The sequence below is a fragment of the Streptomyces sp. NPDC001513 genome (genome assembly GCF_042894695.1).
In the GTDB taxonomy this organism is placed as follows: domain Bacteria; phylum Actinomycetota; class Actinomycetes; order Streptomycetales; family Streptomycetaceae; genus Streptomyces.
The window spans coordinates 121,286-139,452 of record NZ_JBIAVU010000003.1 but is presented as its reverse complement, the minus strand read 5'-3'; the positions used below and the strand labels follow the sequence as shown (position 1 = coordinate 139,452).

At 72.7% G+C, this 18,167-nt stretch carries 12 protein-coding genes; 7 read left to right on the top strand and 5 right to left on the bottom strand.

What is annotated here, in order from left to right:
- The first annotated feature begins 99 nt into the window (after positions 1-99).
- From cobT to ACFYZ4_RS07140, 4 genes are all read left to right on the top strand, one after another.
- On the top strand, positions 100-1,164 hold the full coding sequence (gene cobT, locus ACFYZ4_RS07155) for a nicotinate-nucleotide--dimethylbenzimidazole phosphoribosyltransferase (RefSeq protein WP_351295774.1): 1,065 nt from the start codon (positions 100-102) through the stop codon (positions 1,162-1,164).
- 83 nt (positions 1,165-1,247) lie between these two features.
- Positions 1,248-3,158 carry a phosphatidylglycerol lysyltransferase domain-containing protein gene (locus tag ACFYZ4_RS07150; protein WP_351295776.1) on the top strand — a complete coding sequence of 637 codons (1,911 nt, stop codon included), beginning with the start codon at positions 1,248-1,250 and terminating at the stop codon, positions 3,156-3,158.
- Between the two features lie 107 nt (positions 3,159-3,265).
- A complete protein-coding gene (locus ACFYZ4_RS07145) occupies positions 3,266-3,853 on the top strand; it encodes a hypothetical protein (RefSeq protein WP_384351767.1) in 588 nt (195 codons plus the stop codon).
- A gap of 30 nt (positions 3,854-3,883) precedes the next feature.
- The gene (locus tag ACFYZ4_RS07140) at positions 3,884-5,089 is read left to right on the top strand and encodes a sensor histidine kinase (RefSeq protein ID WP_390783304.1); all 1,206 of its coding nucleotides are present in this window, start codon (positions 3,884-3,886) and stop codon (positions 5,087-5,089) included.
- An 855-nt stretch (positions 5,090-5,944) separates the two neighbouring features.
- Here ACFYZ4_RS07140 and ACFYZ4_RS07135 read toward each other — a convergent pair.
- From ACFYZ4_RS07135 to ACFYZ4_RS07115, 5 genes are all read right to left on the bottom strand, one after another.
- The gene (locus ACFYZ4_RS07135; RefSeq protein WP_351295782.1) at positions 5,945-6,769 is read right to left on the bottom strand and encodes an endo alpha-1,4 polygalactosaminidase; all 825 of its coding nucleotides are present in this window, start codon (positions 6,767-6,769) and stop codon (positions 5,945-5,947) included.
- Positions 6,766-7,458 carry a spherulation-specific family 4 protein gene (locus ACFYZ4_RS07130; protein ID WP_351295785.1) on the bottom strand — a complete coding sequence of 231 codons (693 nt, stop codon included), beginning with the start codon at positions 7,456-7,458 and terminating at the stop codon, positions 6,766-6,768. Before ACFYZ4_RS07130 ends, ACFYZ4_RS07135 begins: the two co-directional genes overlap by 4 nt.
- Positions 7,455-8,996 carry a hypothetical protein gene (locus ACFYZ4_RS07125; RefSeq protein ID WP_390783303.1) on the bottom strand — a complete coding sequence of 514 codons (1,542 nt, stop codon included), beginning with the start codon at positions 8,994-8,996 and terminating at the stop codon, positions 7,455-7,457. The genes ACFYZ4_RS07130 and ACFYZ4_RS07125 overlap by 4 nt, the downstream gene beginning before the upstream one ends.
- A complete protein-coding gene (gene pelF, locus ACFYZ4_RS07120; protein ID WP_384352593.1) occupies positions 8,993-10,546 on the bottom strand; it encodes a GT4 family glycosyltransferase PelF in 1,554 nt (517 codons plus the stop codon). The genes ACFYZ4_RS07125 and pelF overlap by 4 nt, the downstream gene beginning before the upstream one ends.
- A 157-nt stretch (positions 10,547-10,703) precedes the next feature.
- Positions 10,704-12,731, bottom strand: coding sequence for a hypothetical protein (locus ACFYZ4_RS07115; protein ID WP_390783302.1), 2,028 nt, complete (start codon positions 12,729-12,731; stop codon positions 10,704-10,706).
- A 345-nt stretch (positions 12,732-13,076) separates the two neighbouring features.
- Between ACFYZ4_RS07115 and ACFYZ4_RS07110 the strand changes: the two genes are divergently transcribed.
- From ACFYZ4_RS07110 to sucB, 3 genes are all read left to right on the top strand, one after another.
- The gene (locus ACFYZ4_RS07110; RefSeq protein WP_351295797.1) at positions 13,077-14,615 is read left to right on the top strand and encodes a leucyl aminopeptidase; all 1,539 of its coding nucleotides are present in this window, start codon (positions 13,077-13,079) and stop codon (positions 14,613-14,615) included.
- Positions 14,616-14,910: 295 nt separating this feature from the next.
- On the top strand, positions 14,911-16,299 hold the full coding sequence (lpdA, locus tag ACFYZ4_RS07105; protein ID WP_351295800.1) for a dihydrolipoyl dehydrogenase: 1,389 nt from the start codon (positions 14,911-14,913) through the stop codon (positions 16,297-16,299).
- A 53-nt stretch (positions 16,300-16,352) separates the two neighbouring features.
- On the top strand, positions 16,353-18,125 hold the full coding sequence (sucB, locus tag ACFYZ4_RS07100) for a 2-oxoglutarate dehydrogenase, E2 component, dihydrolipoamide succinyltransferase (RefSeq protein ID WP_390783301.1): 1,773 nt from the start codon (positions 16,353-16,355) through the stop codon (positions 18,123-18,125).
- Positions 18,126-18,167 lie beyond the last annotated feature (42 nt).

The window sequence follows — 18,167 nt, the reverse complement described above, 5'->3', positions numbered from 1 at the left end:
CGGGCCGGCGGCCGGGCCGCGAGAGGCCGCCCGGAACCTGAACTCGGGGCCTTCGCCCAAGGCCTGAGGGTGCGCCTCACCGGCTGTACTCTCTGGCAGATGAGCACGCTGAATCTCGACGACTTCTCCGATCTGATCGAGCGCCCCGACGGGGGCGTCCGGCGTGATGCCGAGGAACGCCGTGAGCGCCTCGCCGTGCCGCCCGGCGCGCTGGGCCGGCTGGACGAGCTCGCCGAGTGGCTCGCCGCGGCGCAGGGGCAGGTGCCGGTCAAGCCGATCGAGCGTCCCCGCGTGGTGCTGTTCGCCGCCGACCACGGGATCGCCTCCGCGGGCGTCTCCGCGCGGGCCGCGTCCACCGGCCACGAGCTGGTGCGGGCCGTCCTGGACGGGGCCAGCCCCGTCGCCATCCTCGCCGGCCGGCTCGGCGCCACGATACGGATCGTCGACGCCGGACTGGACTGCGATCCCGGGCTGCTCCCCGCGGACGTGACCGGGCACCGGGTGCGGCGCGGCAGCGGCCGCATCGACGTGGAGGACGCGCTGACGGCCGAGGAGGCCGAGGCGGCGGTCCGGCTCGGGATGCGCATCGCCGACGAGGAGGCCGACTCCGGTACGGACCTGGTCGTCCTCGGTGACCTCAGCGTCGGCGGGACCACCGTCGCCGCGACCCTCGTCGCCGCCCTGTGCGGAACGGATGCCTCGGTGGTCACCGGCCGCGGCGGACTGCCCATCGACGACCTGGCCTGGATGCGCAAGTGCGCGGCGATCCGCGACGCATTGCGCCGGGCCCGCCCGGTGCTCGGCGACCAGGTCGCGCTGCTGGCGGCGGTGGGCGGCGCGGACGTGGCCGCCATCACCGGTTTCCTGCTCCAGTGCGCGGTGCGCCGTACGCCGGTCATCCTCGACGGCGTGGTCTCGGCGGCCTGCGGGCTGGTGGCCCAGCGGGCCGCGTTCCGGGCGCCGGACTGGTGGCTGGCCGGTCAGGCCAGCGGCGAACCCGGCCAGGCGAAGGCCTTGGACCGGATGGCACTCAACCCTGTGCTCGACCACGGCGTCACAGTGGGCGAAGGTACCGGGGCATTGCTGGCTCTCCCCCTCGTCCAGGCGGCCGCCGCACTCGCGGCGGAACTCCCTGAGCGGGCGGCGGTCGAGCCGACGGAATGAGCCACCGGGGCCCGCGGTCCTGACCAGGCCGTGGTCCCCGACCGCCCAACCACGGACAGCGGCGCCCCATATGATCGCTTTTTATGGGAGAGGTCCGTTTGACCAGCGCAGAGACCGACCGCACCGCCTCACCGGCGACCGGTCCGTCATCCGGCAGGAAAGAGACCGGCGGCAACCCCGCCGGCAAGGCAGCGGCGGGCGGCCGGGAGGCCGGACGGGAACCGGGCCGCGAGGGCCGCGAGCCCGGACGGGAACCGGGCCGGGGGTCCGCCCGCTCACGGCGCGGCGCCGCGTTCGCGGTCTGGTACCTGCGCGCCGTCACCTTCGTCAACTTCCTCAGCGCGGTGTGGGTTTCGCTCGGGCAGGACCTGCGGCGCCACAACGTCGAGGACTTCTACACCCCGTACATGCTCACGGCGGGCTTCGCCTCCGGGCTCTTCACGCTGCTGCTCGCCGTCACCCTCGGCCGCCGCAAGCGCGCCTCCTGGATCCTCAACCTCGTCCTCAGCGGCCTCCTGGCGCTGCTCCTCGCCTACGCGCTCTACGCGTACGAGGAGATCCGCGAGCATCCGCAGAACTGGGTCTCCCTGGCCCTGACGGCCGCCTTCACCGGCGCCCTGCTGCTGGGCCGCCGCGAGTTCTACGCCAAGGGCGACCGCTCCAACCCGGCGCTGGCCACCGCCGTCGCCGCCGTAGGCCTGCTGGTCACCTCGCTCGTCGCGGCCCTGCTCGTCGGAGCCGCCAACACCGCCCCGCACAGCTCCGAGGCCACCTTCCTCGCGCGCTGGAAGTACGGCGTCATGCGGCTGATCACGCTCGCCCCGGACGACCGGGCCTACGAGGCGATCACCACGCCCGCCTGGGTGGACGTCGTCATCAACGTCATGTCGATGCTGCTGCTGCTCGCCGTGCTCTTCGCCGCCTTCCGCTCGCGCCGCGCCGTCGACCCGATCAGCGAGGAGGACGAGGAGCGGCTGCGGGCGCTGCTGGCCCGCCAGGGCGACCGCGACTCGCTCGGCTACTTCGCGCTGCGCCGGGAGAAGTCCGTCATCTGGTCCCCCACCGGCAAGGCCGCCGTCACCTACCGCGTCGTCGGCGGGGTCTCGCTGGCCTCCGGCGACCCCATCGGCGACCCCGAGGCCTGGCCCGGCGCCATCGATCCGTGGCTGGCCGAGGCCCGCGAGCACGGCTGGGTGCCGGCCGTCATGGGGGCGAGCGAGGAGGCCGGGCAGATCTATGCCCGGCACGGCCTGGACGCGCTGGAACTGGGTGACGAGGCGATCGTCGAGACCGCCGAGTTCACCCTGGAGGGCCGCGCCATGCGGACCGTCCGGCAGGCGTTCAACCGCGTCAAGCGGGCCGGGTACACGGTCCGCATCCGACGCCACGCCGACATCCCGGCCGAGGAGATGGCCGAGCTGGTGCGCCGCGCCGACGACTGGCGCGACGGCGCGACCGAGCGCGGCTTCTCCATGGCGCTGGGCCGGCTGGGTGATCCCGCCGACGGCCAGTGCGTGATGCTGGAGTGCACCGACGGCAACGGCGACCTGCGGGCCGTGCTGTCCTTCGTACCGTGGGGACCCAAGGGTCTGTCGCTGGACCTGATGCGCCGCGACCGGGACTCCGAGAACGGCCTGATGGAGTTCATGGTCATCGAACTCCTCGAACGCTCCAAGGAGATCGGGGTCACCCAGGTCTCGCTGAACTTCGCGATGTTCCGGTCCGTCTTCGAGCGCGGGTCCAGGCTCGGCGCGGGTCCGGTGCTGCGGATGTGGCGCTCACTGCTGAGCTTCTTCTCCCGCTGGTGGCAGATCGAGTCCCTCTACCGGGCCAACGCCAAATACCGGCCGATCTGGGAACCGCGGTTCATGCTCTTCGAGAAGAGTTCGGACCTGCTGCGGATCGGTGTCGCGGCCGGACGGGCCGAAGGCTTCCTGGAGGCCCCCGGCCTTCCGAAGTGGCTGCACCGCAGACACCTGGAGACCCGCCGTTGACAGCGTGGAACACCTCCCCACTCCGGCGGTTCGCCCGCCGTGAGTGGGGGCCCCTGTTCCGGACCGTCCGGAACGCGCTCGTCCGCGACAAGTGGCGGGCGATTCCGATGACCATCGGCGCGGTCTGTCTGACCTCCGTCTTCCAGATCGTGCAGAACACCTCCTGGGGCTTCCAGCCGGTCCAGGACCTCGGGTCGGTCAAGGCCGCCGACCCGCTCTGGCTGGCCCTGCTGCGCACCCCCCTGTCGCTGTTCGTCCCGGCCCTGGACCTGCCGGTGTGGGGGGCGCTCGCGCAGGTCCTGCTCGTCTTCGGGATCTCGGAGATCTGCATCGGCTGGTGGCGCACCCTGCTGATCGGCTACGTCGCCACCCTCGCCGGGACCACGTACGCGCGGATCGGGCTCGCGCTGGGCCACGACCATCCCTTCGGCCTGCCCGTGTCCGACCGCATCGTCAACGACACCGGGCCCTCGGCGGCGGTGGTGGGGCTCGCGATCTACGTCTGCTGGCGCTACCGGGCGTACCTGACCGGCACCGTCGTGATCCTGGCGATGATCGGCGAGGTGCTCGTCAAGGACAACCTGGCGGGCAAGGAGCACCTGGCGGCGATCGCGGCGGTGATGGCGGTGTGCGTGGTGCGGGCGCAGTGGCACCCGGTGCGCGCCCGCACCGCCGTCGGACAGCCACCGCCTTAGCCGGTGCCGGGCAGGCCGTACCGTATCGGGGTGACGACAGACCTCGGGCGGTTCGCCCCCACCCGGCAGTGGATGCGGGCCCATCCGCTCGCGACCGACGCCGTGCTGGCGTTCGGGGCGTTCACGGCCATGGTCGTCGGCTCCTTCGCCGATCCGCACGGGCCGCACGGGCCCACCTTCGGGACGCGCACCCCCGATCCGTTCTCGCTGTTGCTGATGCTGCTCGGCGCGGCCGCCCTGGTGTTCCGGCGCCGGCAGCCGCGCGCCGTACTGGCCGTGACCTGCGGGCTCTCGCTGCTGGAGCTGACCACCGGGGAGCCGCGGGCGCCCGTCGCCATGTGCACGGTGATCGCCCTGTACACGGTGGCCGCCCGCACCGACCGGCCCACGACCTGGCGGATCGGGCTGCTCACCATGGCCGGGCTGACGGGCGTGGCGATGCTCGCCGGGCCGCTGCCCTGGTACGCGCAGGAGAACATCGGGATCTTCGCCTGGACGGGCATGGCCGCGGCCGCCGGCGACGCCGTGCGCAGCCGGCGGGCCTTCGTCGACGCCATCCGGGAGCGGGCCGAGCGCGCCGAGCGGACCCGGGACGAGGAGGCGCGGCGGCGGGTCGCCGAGGAGCGGCTGCGGATCGCCCGGGACCTCCACGACGTGGTCGCCCACCACATCGCGCTGGTCAACGTGCAGGCGGGAGTGGCCGCGCACGTCATGGACAAGCGGCCGGACCAGGCCAAGGAGGCGCTGGCCCACGTACGGGACGCCAGCCGGTCGGCGCTCAACGAGCTGCGGGCCACGGTGGGGCTGCTGCGGCAGTCCGGTGACCCGGAGGCGCCGACGGAGCCCGCGCCCGGGCTGGGCGTCCTGGAGGAGCTGGTGGACACCTTCCGGCACGCCGGGCTGCCGGTGAAGGTGATCGTCCAGCTGGACCGTGCGGCGGGGGCGCTGCCGGCGGCGGTGGACCTGGCGGCGTACCGGGTGATCCAGGAGGCGCTGACGAACGTGCGCAAGCACGCGGGGCCCGGGGCCCGGGCCGAGGTCAGCGTGGTGCGGGTCGGGCCGTCGGTGGAGGTGACCGTGCTGGACGACGGGGGCGCGGAGCCGTCTGCCGCGGAGCCGGGGGGTGGGCACGGGTTGCTGGGCATGCGGGAGCGGGCCGGCGCGCTGGGCGGCTCCTGCTCCGCGGGCCCCCGCTTCGGCGGCGGCTACCGCGTCCACGCCATCCTCCCCACCTAACCTCCCCCTCCCCAGGCTCCGCCCGAACCCTCCCCGGACTCCGCCGGCACCCTCCCCGGGCTTCGCCCAGACCTTCCTCGGGCTCCGCCCGCCCCCTCCCTGCCCGCCGCACCTTCCCCGGGCTGCGCCCGGACCCTCTTCAGGCTCGGCCCGCACCCTCCTCCGGCTCCACCCGGATCCTCTTCGGGCTCGGCCCTCACCCTCCCCGGACTCCGCCCGCATCCTCCCGGTTCGCCCGCGCTTTCTCTGGGCTTCGCCCACACCTTCCTCGGGCTGCGCCCGCACTCTCCTGCTCGGCGGGCCAAATCCATTCTTGGCCGGGCCGTTTCAGCCCTGGCCGGGCCGTTTCAGCCCTGGCCGGGCCGTTTCAGCCCTGGCCGGGCCGTTTCAGCCCTGGCCGGGCCGTTTCAGCCCTGGCCGGGCAAATTCAGCCTCGCCGGCGTTTGAGTGGGGGTCCCCCCGGACGAAGTCTGGGGGAGGGTCCGGGCGGAGCCTGGTGCCCGGCGGAGCCGGGTTCCTGGGGCTCCGCCCCAGACCCCGCTCCTAAAACGCCGGAGGGGCTGGATTTGCCCGGCCAAGACCGGATTTGGCCCGCCGAGCAGGATGGGGGCGGCGCGAGCCCGGGGAGGGCGGCGCGAGCCCGGGGAGGGCGGCGCCAGCCGGGAAGGCGCGGCGCGAGCCCGGGGAGGGCGGCCCCAGCCGGGAAGGCGCGGCGCGAGCCCGGGGAGGGCGGCGTCAGCCGGGGTCGGCGGCGTCAGCCGGGGTCGGCGGCGTCAGCCGGGGTCGGCGGCGTCAGCTGGGGTGGGCGGCGCGTGGCTGAGATGGTGCGGCCGGGGTGGGGAGGTGCCGGGGAGGCTATGGGCAGGGGCGGCGCCACGCGTCCAGGTCGTAGTGCTTCTGCAAGGAGCTCAGTTTCAGGGCGCGCGAGCGGTTGCAGAAGCGGCCGGGCGGGATTTCGTACTCCGCGTGGAACACGGCCTTCCCCGCCTCGATGAACGGCGTCAGCAGCTCGCACTCGTCGTACTGCGCGCACTGCTCGTTCACCGCGAAGTCGAACGCGTCGACGAGCTGCGGGATCTGGTCCAGGTCGTTCTTCAGGCCGACCGCCAGGCCCCGGTCGTGGGCCAGCTTCGCGATCAGCCGGTTGTACCGCAGCTGGTCGTCGGCCGTGAGCGGGAAGCCGGACGTGTTGCGGTAGGCGTCCATGTTGTCCGGCTCGACCGCGTCGAAGCCCTTGTCCCGGCACATGTCGAACCGTTTGGCCATCAGCGGTTCCAGCTCGGTCACGCGCCGCACGTCCAGCCAGCGTTCCCCCTCCCAGCCGTTGCCCTTGCCGATCAGGTCCTTCGGGAAGGCGTCCGCGTCGGGGCGGAAGTCCTCCCAGGCTCCGGTGGAGAGGTAGCAGATGGTCTTGCGCCCGGCCTTCTTCAGCTCGGCGACCTGTTCCTTGGTGGTGGTGAACCCGTCGACGTCGTACACGGGCGCCTTCACCGAGGTGTCGAGCTTCCCCGTGAGCTGCCACTGCCAGCCGACGCCCGGCGGGGGCCGCCAGATCTCCCCCGGTGCCTGCTCGGGCCACGGGTACGGCGCGTCCTCGTCCTCGCCGTCGTCCGGCGGCCCCGCCGTACAGGCGGCGAGCAGCAGCAACGGCAGGAGCAGCAGGAGTCCGAGCCGTCTCATCCCGCCGCCTCCAGGGCGTACGGGAGGGTCCCCCACGGGTGTGCGCCGGTCCCGGGGACCGCGCAGTGCACGCCCGCCCGCCGTTCCTCGGCGAGTTCGGCGGCGGGCGCGCCCGGCGGGACCGCGTACACGAGGTGGCAGAACCGCTGGGCGGGATGGTCCGCGGTCCAGGGCGGTACGGCGGCCGCGTCCCGGTAGGCGTCCCACGGGCCCTCGAAGGTGACGAGCAGGTCGGCGAGTTCGGCGTAGCCGGGGTGTGGGTGGACCCCGTGGTTGAGGACGAGGGTGCGGGCGCCCGCGGCGCGCGCCGCGACCGCGAGCCGTCCGTAGTGCGGGAGGAGTTCCGGGTCGGCGGAGGCCTGGTCGAGGAAGGCCCCGTCGGTGGCGTACCAGTCGCGGTGGCGCAGGAGGTCCTGCACCACCGCGGCGTGCGGGCGCCGCCCGTAGTCGGTGTCGGCGTACCCGAGGACGGGTACGCCGGCTTCGCGCAGCCGCTCGGCGACGACGGCGAACCGTTCGTCGGGGGCGGCGCCCGGCCCGTTGTCGGGGTTGAGCACCACCGAGTGCAGCCGGCCGGCGGAGCGGATGAGCCGCTCCCAGGCCTCGGGCCGGTCGGCGGGGTGCTCGTAGAGGGGCACCAGCAGCATGGGGTCCTTCTTCTCCGGCGTCTCGTACGTCTCGTACGTCATCGGTGGGCGGTGGCGCGGCCGAGGAGCAGGCAGACCAGGGCGGCCAGGACGGCGGCGGCGGTGCCCGCCACCACCAGCTGGACCGCGCGGGGCTGGCCCAGCCCGGTCAGCAGGGCCAGGCTCTGGGCGACGGCGGCCGAGGCGCAGACGGCGGCGGCGGGCCGGACCGCTCCGAAGGACTGCAGGAGCAGCCCGGTCCACATCACCGCGCCGAGCAGCAGCAGCGTGGCGACCCGGACTCCGGTCAGGCCGGGGGCGCCGGGCCACAGGAGGGTTCCGGTCAGGCCCAGGAGCAGCAGCACGGCCAGGTAGACGGCGAGGCACCGGGCCAGTGTGCCGAGCATCCGCTGCCGGAAGGCGCCGGGCGAGCGGGCTCCCTGGAGCCCGGAGAGGCTGCCGCTGCGGAACCGGTGGAGCAGCCATTCGGCGGGACCCATGCTGAGGGTGAGGGCCACCGCCGAGGGCGCGGCGACCGCTTCGGCGGGGCCGCCGGCGAGCACCTCCCCGAGGGCGGCGTACAGCACGAGCAGGCCGGTGCCGAGGCCGAAGACCCCGTACGGCACGGAGTCCCCGAGGCGGGGCCCGCGGGCCGCGAGCTCCTCCTCGGCGCCGCGCAGCATCCGCCAGCGCACGGGGCCCTTGCCGGGCCGGCGCGCCGCCCAGCCGCGGATCCGGTGCACGGCGGCCCGTGTCCCGTCGGCCAGCGGGAGTTCCCGTACGGCCAGGGTGCAGGCGGCCGCGAGGGACACCACGAGCAGGGTGACGCGTACCGGCACGGGCAGGTCGACGAAGAGCGCGAACAGCGCCCCCACCGCCATGGGGCCGAGTGCGACGAGCAGCACCCGCTCCCGGCCGAGGACCAGCAGGACGGTGGCGGCCCCCACGTAGAGGGCCTGTCCGGCGGCGAAGGCGTAGGAGAACGGCGGCCCGCCGGGCACGGCCAGCGCGGCGGCGGTGCCCAGCAGGGATCCGGCGGGGGCGCCGACGAGCAGGGTCCGCCCGGCGGCGGCCCGGTCGCCCATGCCGAGCCAGGAGTAGGCCCGGTGGGACAGGGTCTGGTCCCAGACCCAGCCGATGAGCGCCCCGGCGAGCAGGGTGAGCGTTCCTGCGGGCAGGCCGAGCCGGTCCTGGGGGCCTTCGAGGAGGGGTGCGCCGAGGAGGTAGGCCAGGCCGGGCAGGGCGAAGATCACCCCGCGCAGCAGGCAGGCGGTGAGGGGGACCTTCCAGGGGTCGGGGGCGGCGCCCGGGTCGGGGAAGGCGCGCGGGACCCGGGCGTAGAGCTCCTCGGCGAGGCCGAAGGAGTCGTGCCGGCCGTAGGTGAGCCGGATGTACTCGTCCGTCATGCCGTCGGATTCGAGGATGGCGGCGATCTCGTCGGGGTGGACGGCGGCGGAGATGAACCCGTCGAGGCGTTCGGCGAGTTCGTCCATCGGGTCGGCGGCCGGGCCGGGGCTCTCGCGGCGGGGCCGCGGGATGGCCGGGAGCGTGTCGGCGCCGTTGCCCGCGCCGGGCGGCTTGAGCCAGAGGGATCCGCTCACCACAGGCCCCCTTCGGCGGAGTCGGTCCGGGGGCGTCCCAGGGCGGCGAGTTCGCGGTACCAGGGGTCGGCGAGGCGCTGGGTCCAGCTGTCGCCGGCGTGGACGGGCAGCACGGGCTGGCCGGCGAGTTCCCGGTAGATGTGCCGGAAGCCGTCCACGGACTGGTGGAGGGTGAACTTCTCCACCACCCGCTTGCGGGCCATCCTGCCGAGCTCGGCGCGGCGTTCGTCGTCGCGGAGCAGGGCGAGGGTGGCGCGGGCCATGGTCTCGGGCTCGCGCGGCGGTACGACCAGGCCGGTGTCGCCGACGGCCTCGCGGACCCCGCCGACGTCGGTGGAGACGGTGGTGCGGCCGCAGGACATGGCTTCGATGATGCTGAAGGGGAAGCCCTCGCTGATGCTGGAGAGCATCACGACGTGGCCGGCCGCGTAGGCCCGGGCGACCTGCTCGATGCGGCCCTCGTACGTGATCCCCTCGCTCACCCCGAGTTCGGCGGCGAGCTCCTCCAGGCGCAGCCGGTACTCCTCGCAGCCGGCCGGGACCGGTCCGAAGAGGCGCAGCCGCAGGGCGGGCAGCTCCTCGCGCATGAAGGCGTAGGCCCGGATGAGGGTTTCGAGGTCCTTGATCGGGTCGATGCGGCCGCACCAGCTGAGGGTGGGCACGTCCGGTTCGGGGCCGGCCTCGGGGAAGGCGTGCGGGTCGACGCCGTTGTAGACGGTGCGGATGCGCTCGGAGTCGGCGCCTCCGCGCTCCTCCCAGCGGCGGTTGTACTGGTTGCACGGGGTGATCAGGTCGGCCTGCCGGTAGCCCTCGCTGTTGAGCTCGCGGTAGAAGCCGAGCATGAGGGCCTTGACGGGCCAGCGCTGGCCGGCGCTGCGGTAGCCGAGGTAGCGCTCGCGCAGGTAGATGCCGTGCTCGGTGAGCAGGAAGGGGACGCCGTCGAGGTGTTTGGCGGCGAGGGCCGGGAGGGTGGCGAGGCCGCTGCTGACGGCGTGGGCGACGCTGTCGGGCGGGATGCGTACGCCGAGCGGGCGCAGGGCGTGTTCCAGCAGGTCCGTGGCGGTGAGCGCGTCGTGGATGGTGGGCGCGGCCGCGGCGGTGGTGAGGCCGGGGCGGGTCCATACGGTCATCAGCAGCCGCAGAACCGATTCGGAGCGCAGGGCCGGGGCGAGTTTTCCGGCCCGGGCGAGGACGGCCAGTTCGCGCAGTGCGGCGGAGAACCCGTGCCGGGCGGGGTCGCCCGCGGGGTCGAGCAGGGAGAGCAGGAAGGCCTCGTAGACCTCGGTGAAGCGGCGGTGGGTCTTGCCGCGCAGGGCCGAACGGCGGCCGCGTCCGGGGGGAGGCCCCCAGAGCGGGACGGCGGTGTGCCGGTAGACGTTGCGCGGGAGTTCCCAGGTGACCGGCTCGCGCCCGGAGCCGGTCAGGGCTATGACGTTGAAGTCGACCTCCGGCATACCGCGTACCAGTTGGTCGCACCAGGTGCTGACGCCCCCGTGGACGTGCGGGTAGGTGCCTTCGGTGAGCATGGTGACGTGACGCCCATGACTCATACGGTGTGTCCCCCCAGGACGGAAAAGGGGCCGGCGCCCGTGGGTGTGCGGAGCGCCGGCGCTGGGTGTTGCTCGTGACGGCTTGCGGGACGGACGGTCGGCCGGGCGGACTGAACGTGACGGACGGTCAGCCGGCCGGCGTGAGCGTGACGGACGGTCAGCTGGGCAGCTTGAGCGTGACGGCGCTCTGGAGCAGTTCCGGAGCCGTCCAGGTGGAGCGGGTGCCCGCGTACGCGGTGCCGAAGTCGGCGGTGCCGAGCAGCATCTGCTTCTTCGTCCCGGTGGGGGCGGTGACCGGGGCGACGACTCCGGAGGGCGCCTTGACGGTGACGGTGGTGCCGATGCGGTAGGCGGTGACCTTGCCGTCCGCGAGCGCCTTGTCCCAGGCGGCGCGGCGCTGGAGCTCGACGCCGGTGTCCTTCATGGTCTGGTTGACGATCGGCGCGCTGGGCGCGTAGAGGGTGCGGTAGGTGTCGAGGACCTGGTTGAGCACGGGGTAGAGGGTCCGGTCCTCGGCCAGGTTGGACTGGTGGACGTAGTGCGGGCGGGGGTCGTTGGCCAGGACGTGGCGCAGGGCGGTCCGGGCCTCCTGCGGGACGACGTACTGGAGGTAGCCGGTGTTGACGTCGAGCGCGGCCGGCAGGCAGGTGGAGGTGCCCGGGTTGTCCTCGCAGGCGCCGCTGCCGCCGGCGGCGCGGCTGGTGTAGATCCAGTTGTACTCGTCGGCCATCTCGGCGTTGGTGCCCGTGTTGTAGTACACGTTCATCGGGTGCCGGGGGACGGTGAGGGCCGCGCCGACCGCCCGCTGGGCGGGCTCGCGGGAGTTGTCGCTGCCGGCCCACTTGACCCCGGTGTCGGCGAGGGCGCCGGACAGGTTGGGGTTGTCCACGGGCTGCTGCGGTGCGGTCTTCAGGCCGGAGTGCTCGCCGGTGACGAGCTCGGTCCGGTCGGTGGTGATGCCCTTGGAGGCGGCCCAGTTGTTGTTGTCGCGGATCTGGGCGGCGATGTCGGCGCGGCTCATGTACTGGACGGCGCCCTGGGCGTTCTTCGTGCACGTCCAGGGGACGACGGCGGTGTTCTGGACGCAGCCGAGGAACGGGTGGGTGTAGGTGTGGTTCATCCAGCGGTACTTGGCGCGGTCGGCGACGAGCTGGGCGGTCAGGGCGTCGACCCCGCCGTTCTCGGCCTTCCACTCCTCGCCGGCGCCCCCGTTGAAGAGCATGTCGAGCTTGAAGTTCTTGGACGTCTGCCACTGCGCCGCGTACACGGCGTCGGCGGCGGTCATCCGGATGGTGCTCTCCTTGCCCTCGCCGCCCGCGCAGGCGTAGTCGCCCGGCGTGCAGTTCAGGTCCTTGTTCCAGCGGGCGTCGGGGGCGAAGACGTCGTCGACGTGGACCGCGAAGTAGTTGCGGCTCTGGCCGAGGTGGACCCCCTGGGTGAGCCAGTCGACGATGCCGCGGGCCAGCAGCCGGAACTGCTGCTGGTACTGGTTGTAGCCGAAGGTGACGACCAGTTCGTTGCGTCCGTCGTGGGCGTACTCGCCGACGAGCGAGGCCCGTCCGGAGCCGACGGGGGCGTCGAGGTAGCTCGTGTAGCCGGGGCGCGGCTTGCCCATGAACCCGAAGCTCTCGGGGACGAGGGCGGAGTTGTCCTCGAAGGTGACCTGTCCGCCGAGGTAGGCGAAGGGCCCCGCCTTGCCGGCCGGGGTGACCGCGGCCTGGGTGCCGTCGAGCTGGCCGCTGTAGCCGCCGTTGTCGGTGTACTCCAGGCCGACGCCCGGGTGCGCCCAGGTGTAGGCGTCGACCTGGCGGATCCCGTACGTCGTCTCGTACGCGGCGAGCGCGGCCATCTCGGCCGAGCCCTCGCCGAAGGGGTTCTCGTTCGGCAGGACGACGCCCTGGTACTTGGCGCGCGGCCGGCCGTCGAGGGTGTCGCTGAGGAACGCCGCGTTGATGACCGGGCGGCTCGCGCTGCCCAGCTCGACGCGGGTGTACGGGACTCCGGTGTCCCGGAGCTCCGCGGTGACCGCCTGGACCGAGCTGCCGCCGTCGTCGACGACGAGCACCTTCAGGTCGATCCGCGGTGCCTCGGCCGCCTGGGCGGACGAGGCGGGTACTGCCACGGACACCAGGGCTGCTGCGGCCATGACGGCGGCGAGCCTGTTCATCCGATTCTTGTTGACCATTTCGGCCTTTCCCCCCGCAGGCATCCCTCGACACGGCCCATGGCGGACGACCGGGCCGGGGAGGCTCTGTGGAAATCATGCAAAGGAACCCCGCGTCCCCTTGCGAGAGTGGACCGAGTCTCTCGGACCTCGTCAGGTCTAAGAGGCAAACCTGGAGCAGAGTCCACGGATGGGTGAACCTGACGGCGCCTTGATCGAACAACTTGCCAAACCTTCGAGTGACGTGCGGGCGAGCCCGTGCGCGTAGGCTCATTTCTGGCGGCCGTCGGGCCCGAATACGATCGCTACGGATGGCCGTCCACCCACTCGGCCCACACACACAAACGGAAGCGAGACTTCACCACCGTGACTGCTCTGACTCTCAGCACTGCCGGCGCGGCGACGCTCCGCGCCGACGCCCTCGTCGTCGGCGTCGCGAAGGGCCCCAAGGGCCCGTTGGTCGCCGCGGGCGCCGAGGCCGTGGACAAGGCGTACGACGGTAAGCTCGCCGGCGTCCTCGACGCGCTGGGCGCCTCGGGCGCCGAAGGCGAGATCACCAAGCTGCCGGCTCCGGCAGGCCTCAAGGTCCCGGTCGTGCTGGCGGTGGGGCTCGGCTCCGTCCCGGAGAAGGACGAGTCGTTCGACGAGGAGGTGCTGCGCCGCGCCGCCGGCGCCGCCGCCCGCGCGCTGCACGGCACCAAGAAGGCCGCCTTCGCCCTCCCGCTGGAGGACGCCTCGGCCGTCACCGCCGTCGCCGAGGGCGCGCTGCTGGGCGCGTACGCCTTCACCACCTACCAGGGCGGCGAGAACAAGGTCCGCAAGGAGGCCAAGGGCTCGGGCCCGAAGGCCCCGCTCGCCGAGGTGGCCCTGCTGGGCGCCAAGCCCCGCGACAAGGAGCACAAGGCCGCCGCCGAGCGCGCCGCGGTCGTCGCGGCCGAGGTCAACATCGCCCGTGACCTGGTGAACACCCCGCCGAACGACCTGACCCCCGAGTCCTTCGCCGCGATCGCCTCCGCGGCCGCGAAGGAGAACGGCGTCAAGATCCAGGTGCTGGACGAGAAGGCCCTGGTCAAGGGCGGCTTCGGCGGCATCATGGGCGTCGGCAAGGGCTCCGAGAACCTGCCGCGCCTGGTGAAGCTCGGCTACACGCACCCGAAGGCGGAGAAGACCCTGGCCTTCGTCGGCAAGGGCATCACCTACGACTCGGGCGGCATCTCCCTGAAGCCGGCCGGTCACAACGAGACGATGAAGTGCGACATGGCCGGCGCCGCCGCCGTCTTCGCCGCCGTCGTCGCGATCGCGAAGCTCGGCCTGCGGGTCAACGTCACCGGCTGGCTCGCGCTCGCCGAGAACATGCCGTCCGGCTCCGCTACCAAGCCCGGTGACGTGCTGCGCATGTACAGCGGCAAGACCGTCGAGGTCCTCAACACGGACGCCGAGGGCCGTCTGGTCCTCGGTGACGCGCTGACCAGGGCCTCCGAGGAGAACCCGGACGCGATCGTCGACGTCGCCACCCTGACGGGCGCCATGGTGCTCGCCCTCGGCGACCGCACCTTCGGGATCATGTCGAACGACGACGCCTTCCGCACGTCGATCCACGAGATCGCCGAGGAGGTCGGCGAGTCCTCCTGGCCGATGCCGCTCCCCGCGGAACTGCGCAAGACCATGGACTCCCCCACCGCCGACATCGCGAACATGGGTGTCCGGATGGGCGGCGGCCTGGTGGCCGGCCTCTTCCTCCAGGAGTTCGTCGGCGAGGGCATCACCTGGGCCCACCTCGACATCGCCGGCCCGGCCTTCCACGAGGGCGCGCCGCACGGCTACACCCCCAAGGGCGGCACCGGCTCGGCCGTGCGCACCCTGGTGCGGCTGGCCGAGCGCACGGCCACGGGCGACCTGGGCTGACGACCCGGATGTGAGACGTGACGCACCCCGGGCGCCGGTCAGGGCCCGGGGTGCGTTCGGCTCACGGCGAAACACCGAGGAACCGTAGGTTTCTACGCATCGGTAACCCTCACCTCGGACAGAAGCTCCGTCCACAGTGCGGGCCCGGCGTCCCGCGTTCCCCCGACAAATGCGAAGATGGGTTCTCGGCAGGACAGGGCCCCCACCACAGGGCCGAAGAAACAAGCGGCCGATTACCAGCCGCCGCCCGGTCACAGAGGACCGGTGCCCGGCGCACATGCATGGAGGACGTGACGTGGCGAACGACGCCAGCACCGTTTTCGACCTAGTGATCCTCGGCGGTGGCAGTGGCGGTTACGCCGCGGCGCTGCGCGCATCCCAGCTGGGTCTGGACGTTGCCCTGATCGAGAAGAACAAGCTCGGCGGCACCTGCCTGCACAACGGCTGCATCCCCACGAAGGCTCTGCTGCACGCGGGCGAGATCGCGGACCAGGCGCGTGAGGCCGCCCAGTTCGGTGTCAAGACCTCCTTCGAGGGGATCGACATCGCGGGTGTCCACAAGTACAAGGACGAGGTCATCTCGGGCCTGTACAAGGGTCTGCAGGGCCTGGTCGCCTCCCGCAAGGTGACCTACATCGAGGGAGAGGGCCGCCTCTCCTCCCCGACTTCCGTCGACGTGAACGGCCAGCGCATCCAGGGCCGCCACATCCTGCTGGCGACCGGCTCCGTGCCGAAGTCGCTGCCGGGCCTGAACATCGACGGCAACCGCATCATCTCCTCGGACCACGCGCTGGTCCTGGACCGCGTCCCCGAGTCGGCGATCGTCCTGGGCGGCGGCGTCATCGGCGTCGAGTTCGCCTCGGCGTGGAAGTCCTTCGGCTCCGACATCACCGTCATCGAGGGCCTCAAGCACCTCGTGCCGGTCGAGGACGAGAACAGCTCGAAGCTGCTGGAGCGCGCGTTCCGCAAGCGCGGCATCAAGTTCAACCTGGGCACCTTCTTCGACAAGGCCGAGTACACCGAGAACGGCGTCCGCGTGACGCTGGTCGACGGCAAGACCTTCGAGGCCGAGGTGCTGCTGGTCGCCGTGGGCCGCGGCCCCGTCTCCCAGGGCCTGGGCTACGAGGAGCAGGGCGTCGCGATGGACCGCGGCTACGTCCTGGTCGACGAGTACATGCAGACCAACGTGCCGACCATCTCGGCCGTCGGTGACCTCGTCCCGACCCTCCAGCTCGCGCACGTCGGCTTCGCCGAGGGCATCCTGGTGGCGGAGCGTCTGGCCGGTCTGAAGACCGTCCCGATCGACTACGACGGTGTCCCGCGCGTCACCTACTGCCACCCCGAGGTCGCTTCCGTCGGCATCACCGAGGCCAAGGCCAAGGAGATCTACGGTGCGGACAAGGTCGTGGCCCTGAAGTACAACCTGGCGGGCAACGGCAAGAGCAAGATCCTGAAGACCGCGGGCGAGATCAAGCTCGTCCAGGTCAAGGACGGTGCCGTGGTCGGCGTCCACATGGTCGGTGACCGGATGGGCGAGCAGGTCGGCGAGGCCCAGCTGATCTACAACTGGGAGGCTCTGCCGGCCGAGGTCGCGCAGCTCATCCACGCGCACCCGACCCAGAACGAAGCGATGGGCGAGGCCCACCTGGCCCTCGCCGGCAAGCCGCTTCACTCCCACGACTAATCGTCACGGGCGCGACGACCACTTCCGCACTTTCGTTAGGAGCAACTGAAACCATGTCGGTTTCCGTAACCCTTCCGGCGCTCGGTGAGAGCGTCACCGAGGGCACTGTCACCCGCTGGCTGAAGGCCGAGGGCGAGCGCGTCGAGGCCGACGAGCCGCTGCTCGAGGTATCGACCGACAAGGTCGACACCGAGATCCCGTCGCCCGTCTCCGGCATCCTCGCCTCCATCAAGGTCGCCGAGGACGAGACCGTCGAGGTCGGCGCCGAGCTGGCCGTCATCGACGACGGCTCCGGCGCCGCTGCCCCGGCCGCGGCTCCGGCCGCCGAGCCGGCCGCCGCCCCCGCCCCGGTCGCCGCTCCGGCCCCCGTCGCCGAGGCCCCCGCGGCCCCGGCTCCGGTCGCCGAGGCCCCCGCCGCCGCTGCCCCGGCCGCGTCCGGCACCGATGTCGTGCTCCCCGCCCTGGGCGAGTCCGTCACCGAGGGCACCGTCACCCGCTGGCTGAAGCAGGTCGGCGAGTCCGTCGAGGCCGACGAGCCGCTGCTCGAGGTCTCCACGGACAAGGTCGACACCGAGATCCCCGCCCCGGTCTCCGGCACGCTGCTGGAGATCCGGATCGGCGAGGACGAGACCGCCGAGGTCGGCGCCGTTCTGGCCGTCATCGGCGCCGCCGGTGCCGCCCCCGCGGCCGCCCCGGCCGCCGCCGCCCCGGCTCCGGTCCAGGCTGCCGCTCCGGTCGCCGCCCCGGCTCCGGCCGTGGCCGCGCCCGCCGTTGCCGCCCCGGCCCCCGTGGCCGCGCCGGCTCCGGTCGCCGCCCCGGCTCCCGTGGCCGCTCCGGCCCCGGTCGCCGCTCCGGCTCCGGTCGCCGCTCCGGCTCCGGCCGCCGCGGTCTCCGCCGGTGACGAGGGCGCGTACGTGACCCCGCTGGTGCGCAAGCTCGCCTCGGAGTCCGGCGTCAACCTGTCCACGGTCTCGGGCACCGGTGTCGGTGGCCGCATCCGCAAGCAGGACGTCCTGGCCGCCGCCGAGGCCGCCAAGGCCGCTGCCGCCGCCCCGGCGCCGGCTGCCGCTCCCGCCGCGAAGGCCCCGGCCGCCGCGGTGTCCGAGCTGCGCGGTCAGACGGTCAAGATGACCCGCATGCGCAAGGTCATCGGCGACAACATGATGAAGGCCCTGCACTCGCAGGCTCAGCTCAGCTCCGTGGTCGAGGTGGACATCACCAAGATCATGAAGCTGCGCGAGAAGGCCAAGGGCGCGTTCCTGGCCCGTGAGGGCGTCAAGCTCTCGCCGATGCCGTTCTTCGTCAAGGCCGCTGCCCAGGCGCTGAAGGCCCACGCGGTCGTCAACGCCCGGATCAACGAGGACGAGGGCACCATCACCTACTTCGACTCGGAGAACATCGGCATCGCCGTGGACTCCGAGAAGGGCCTGATGACCCCGGTCATCAAGGGTGCCGGTGACCTCAACCTGGCGGGCATCTCCAAGGCCACGGCCGAGCTGGCCGGCAAGGTCCGCGGCAACAAGATCACGCCGGACGAGCTGTCGGGCGCGACCTTCACCATCAGCAACACCGGCTCGCGCGGTGCGCTGTTCGACACGGTCATCGTGCCCCCGAACCAGGTCGCCATCCTGGGCATCGGTGCCACGGTGAAGCGCCCGGTGGTCATCGAGACCGCCGAGGGCACCAACATCGGCATCCGCGACATGACGTACCTGACCCTGTCCTACGACCACCGCCTGGTGGACGGCGCGGACGCGGCCCGGTACCTCTCGGCCGTCAAGGCGATCCTCGAGGCCGGCGAGTTCGAGGTCGAGCTCGGCCTGTAAGGCTCACCGCACAGCAGCAGCTGTAGCGCCACGGCGCCCCCG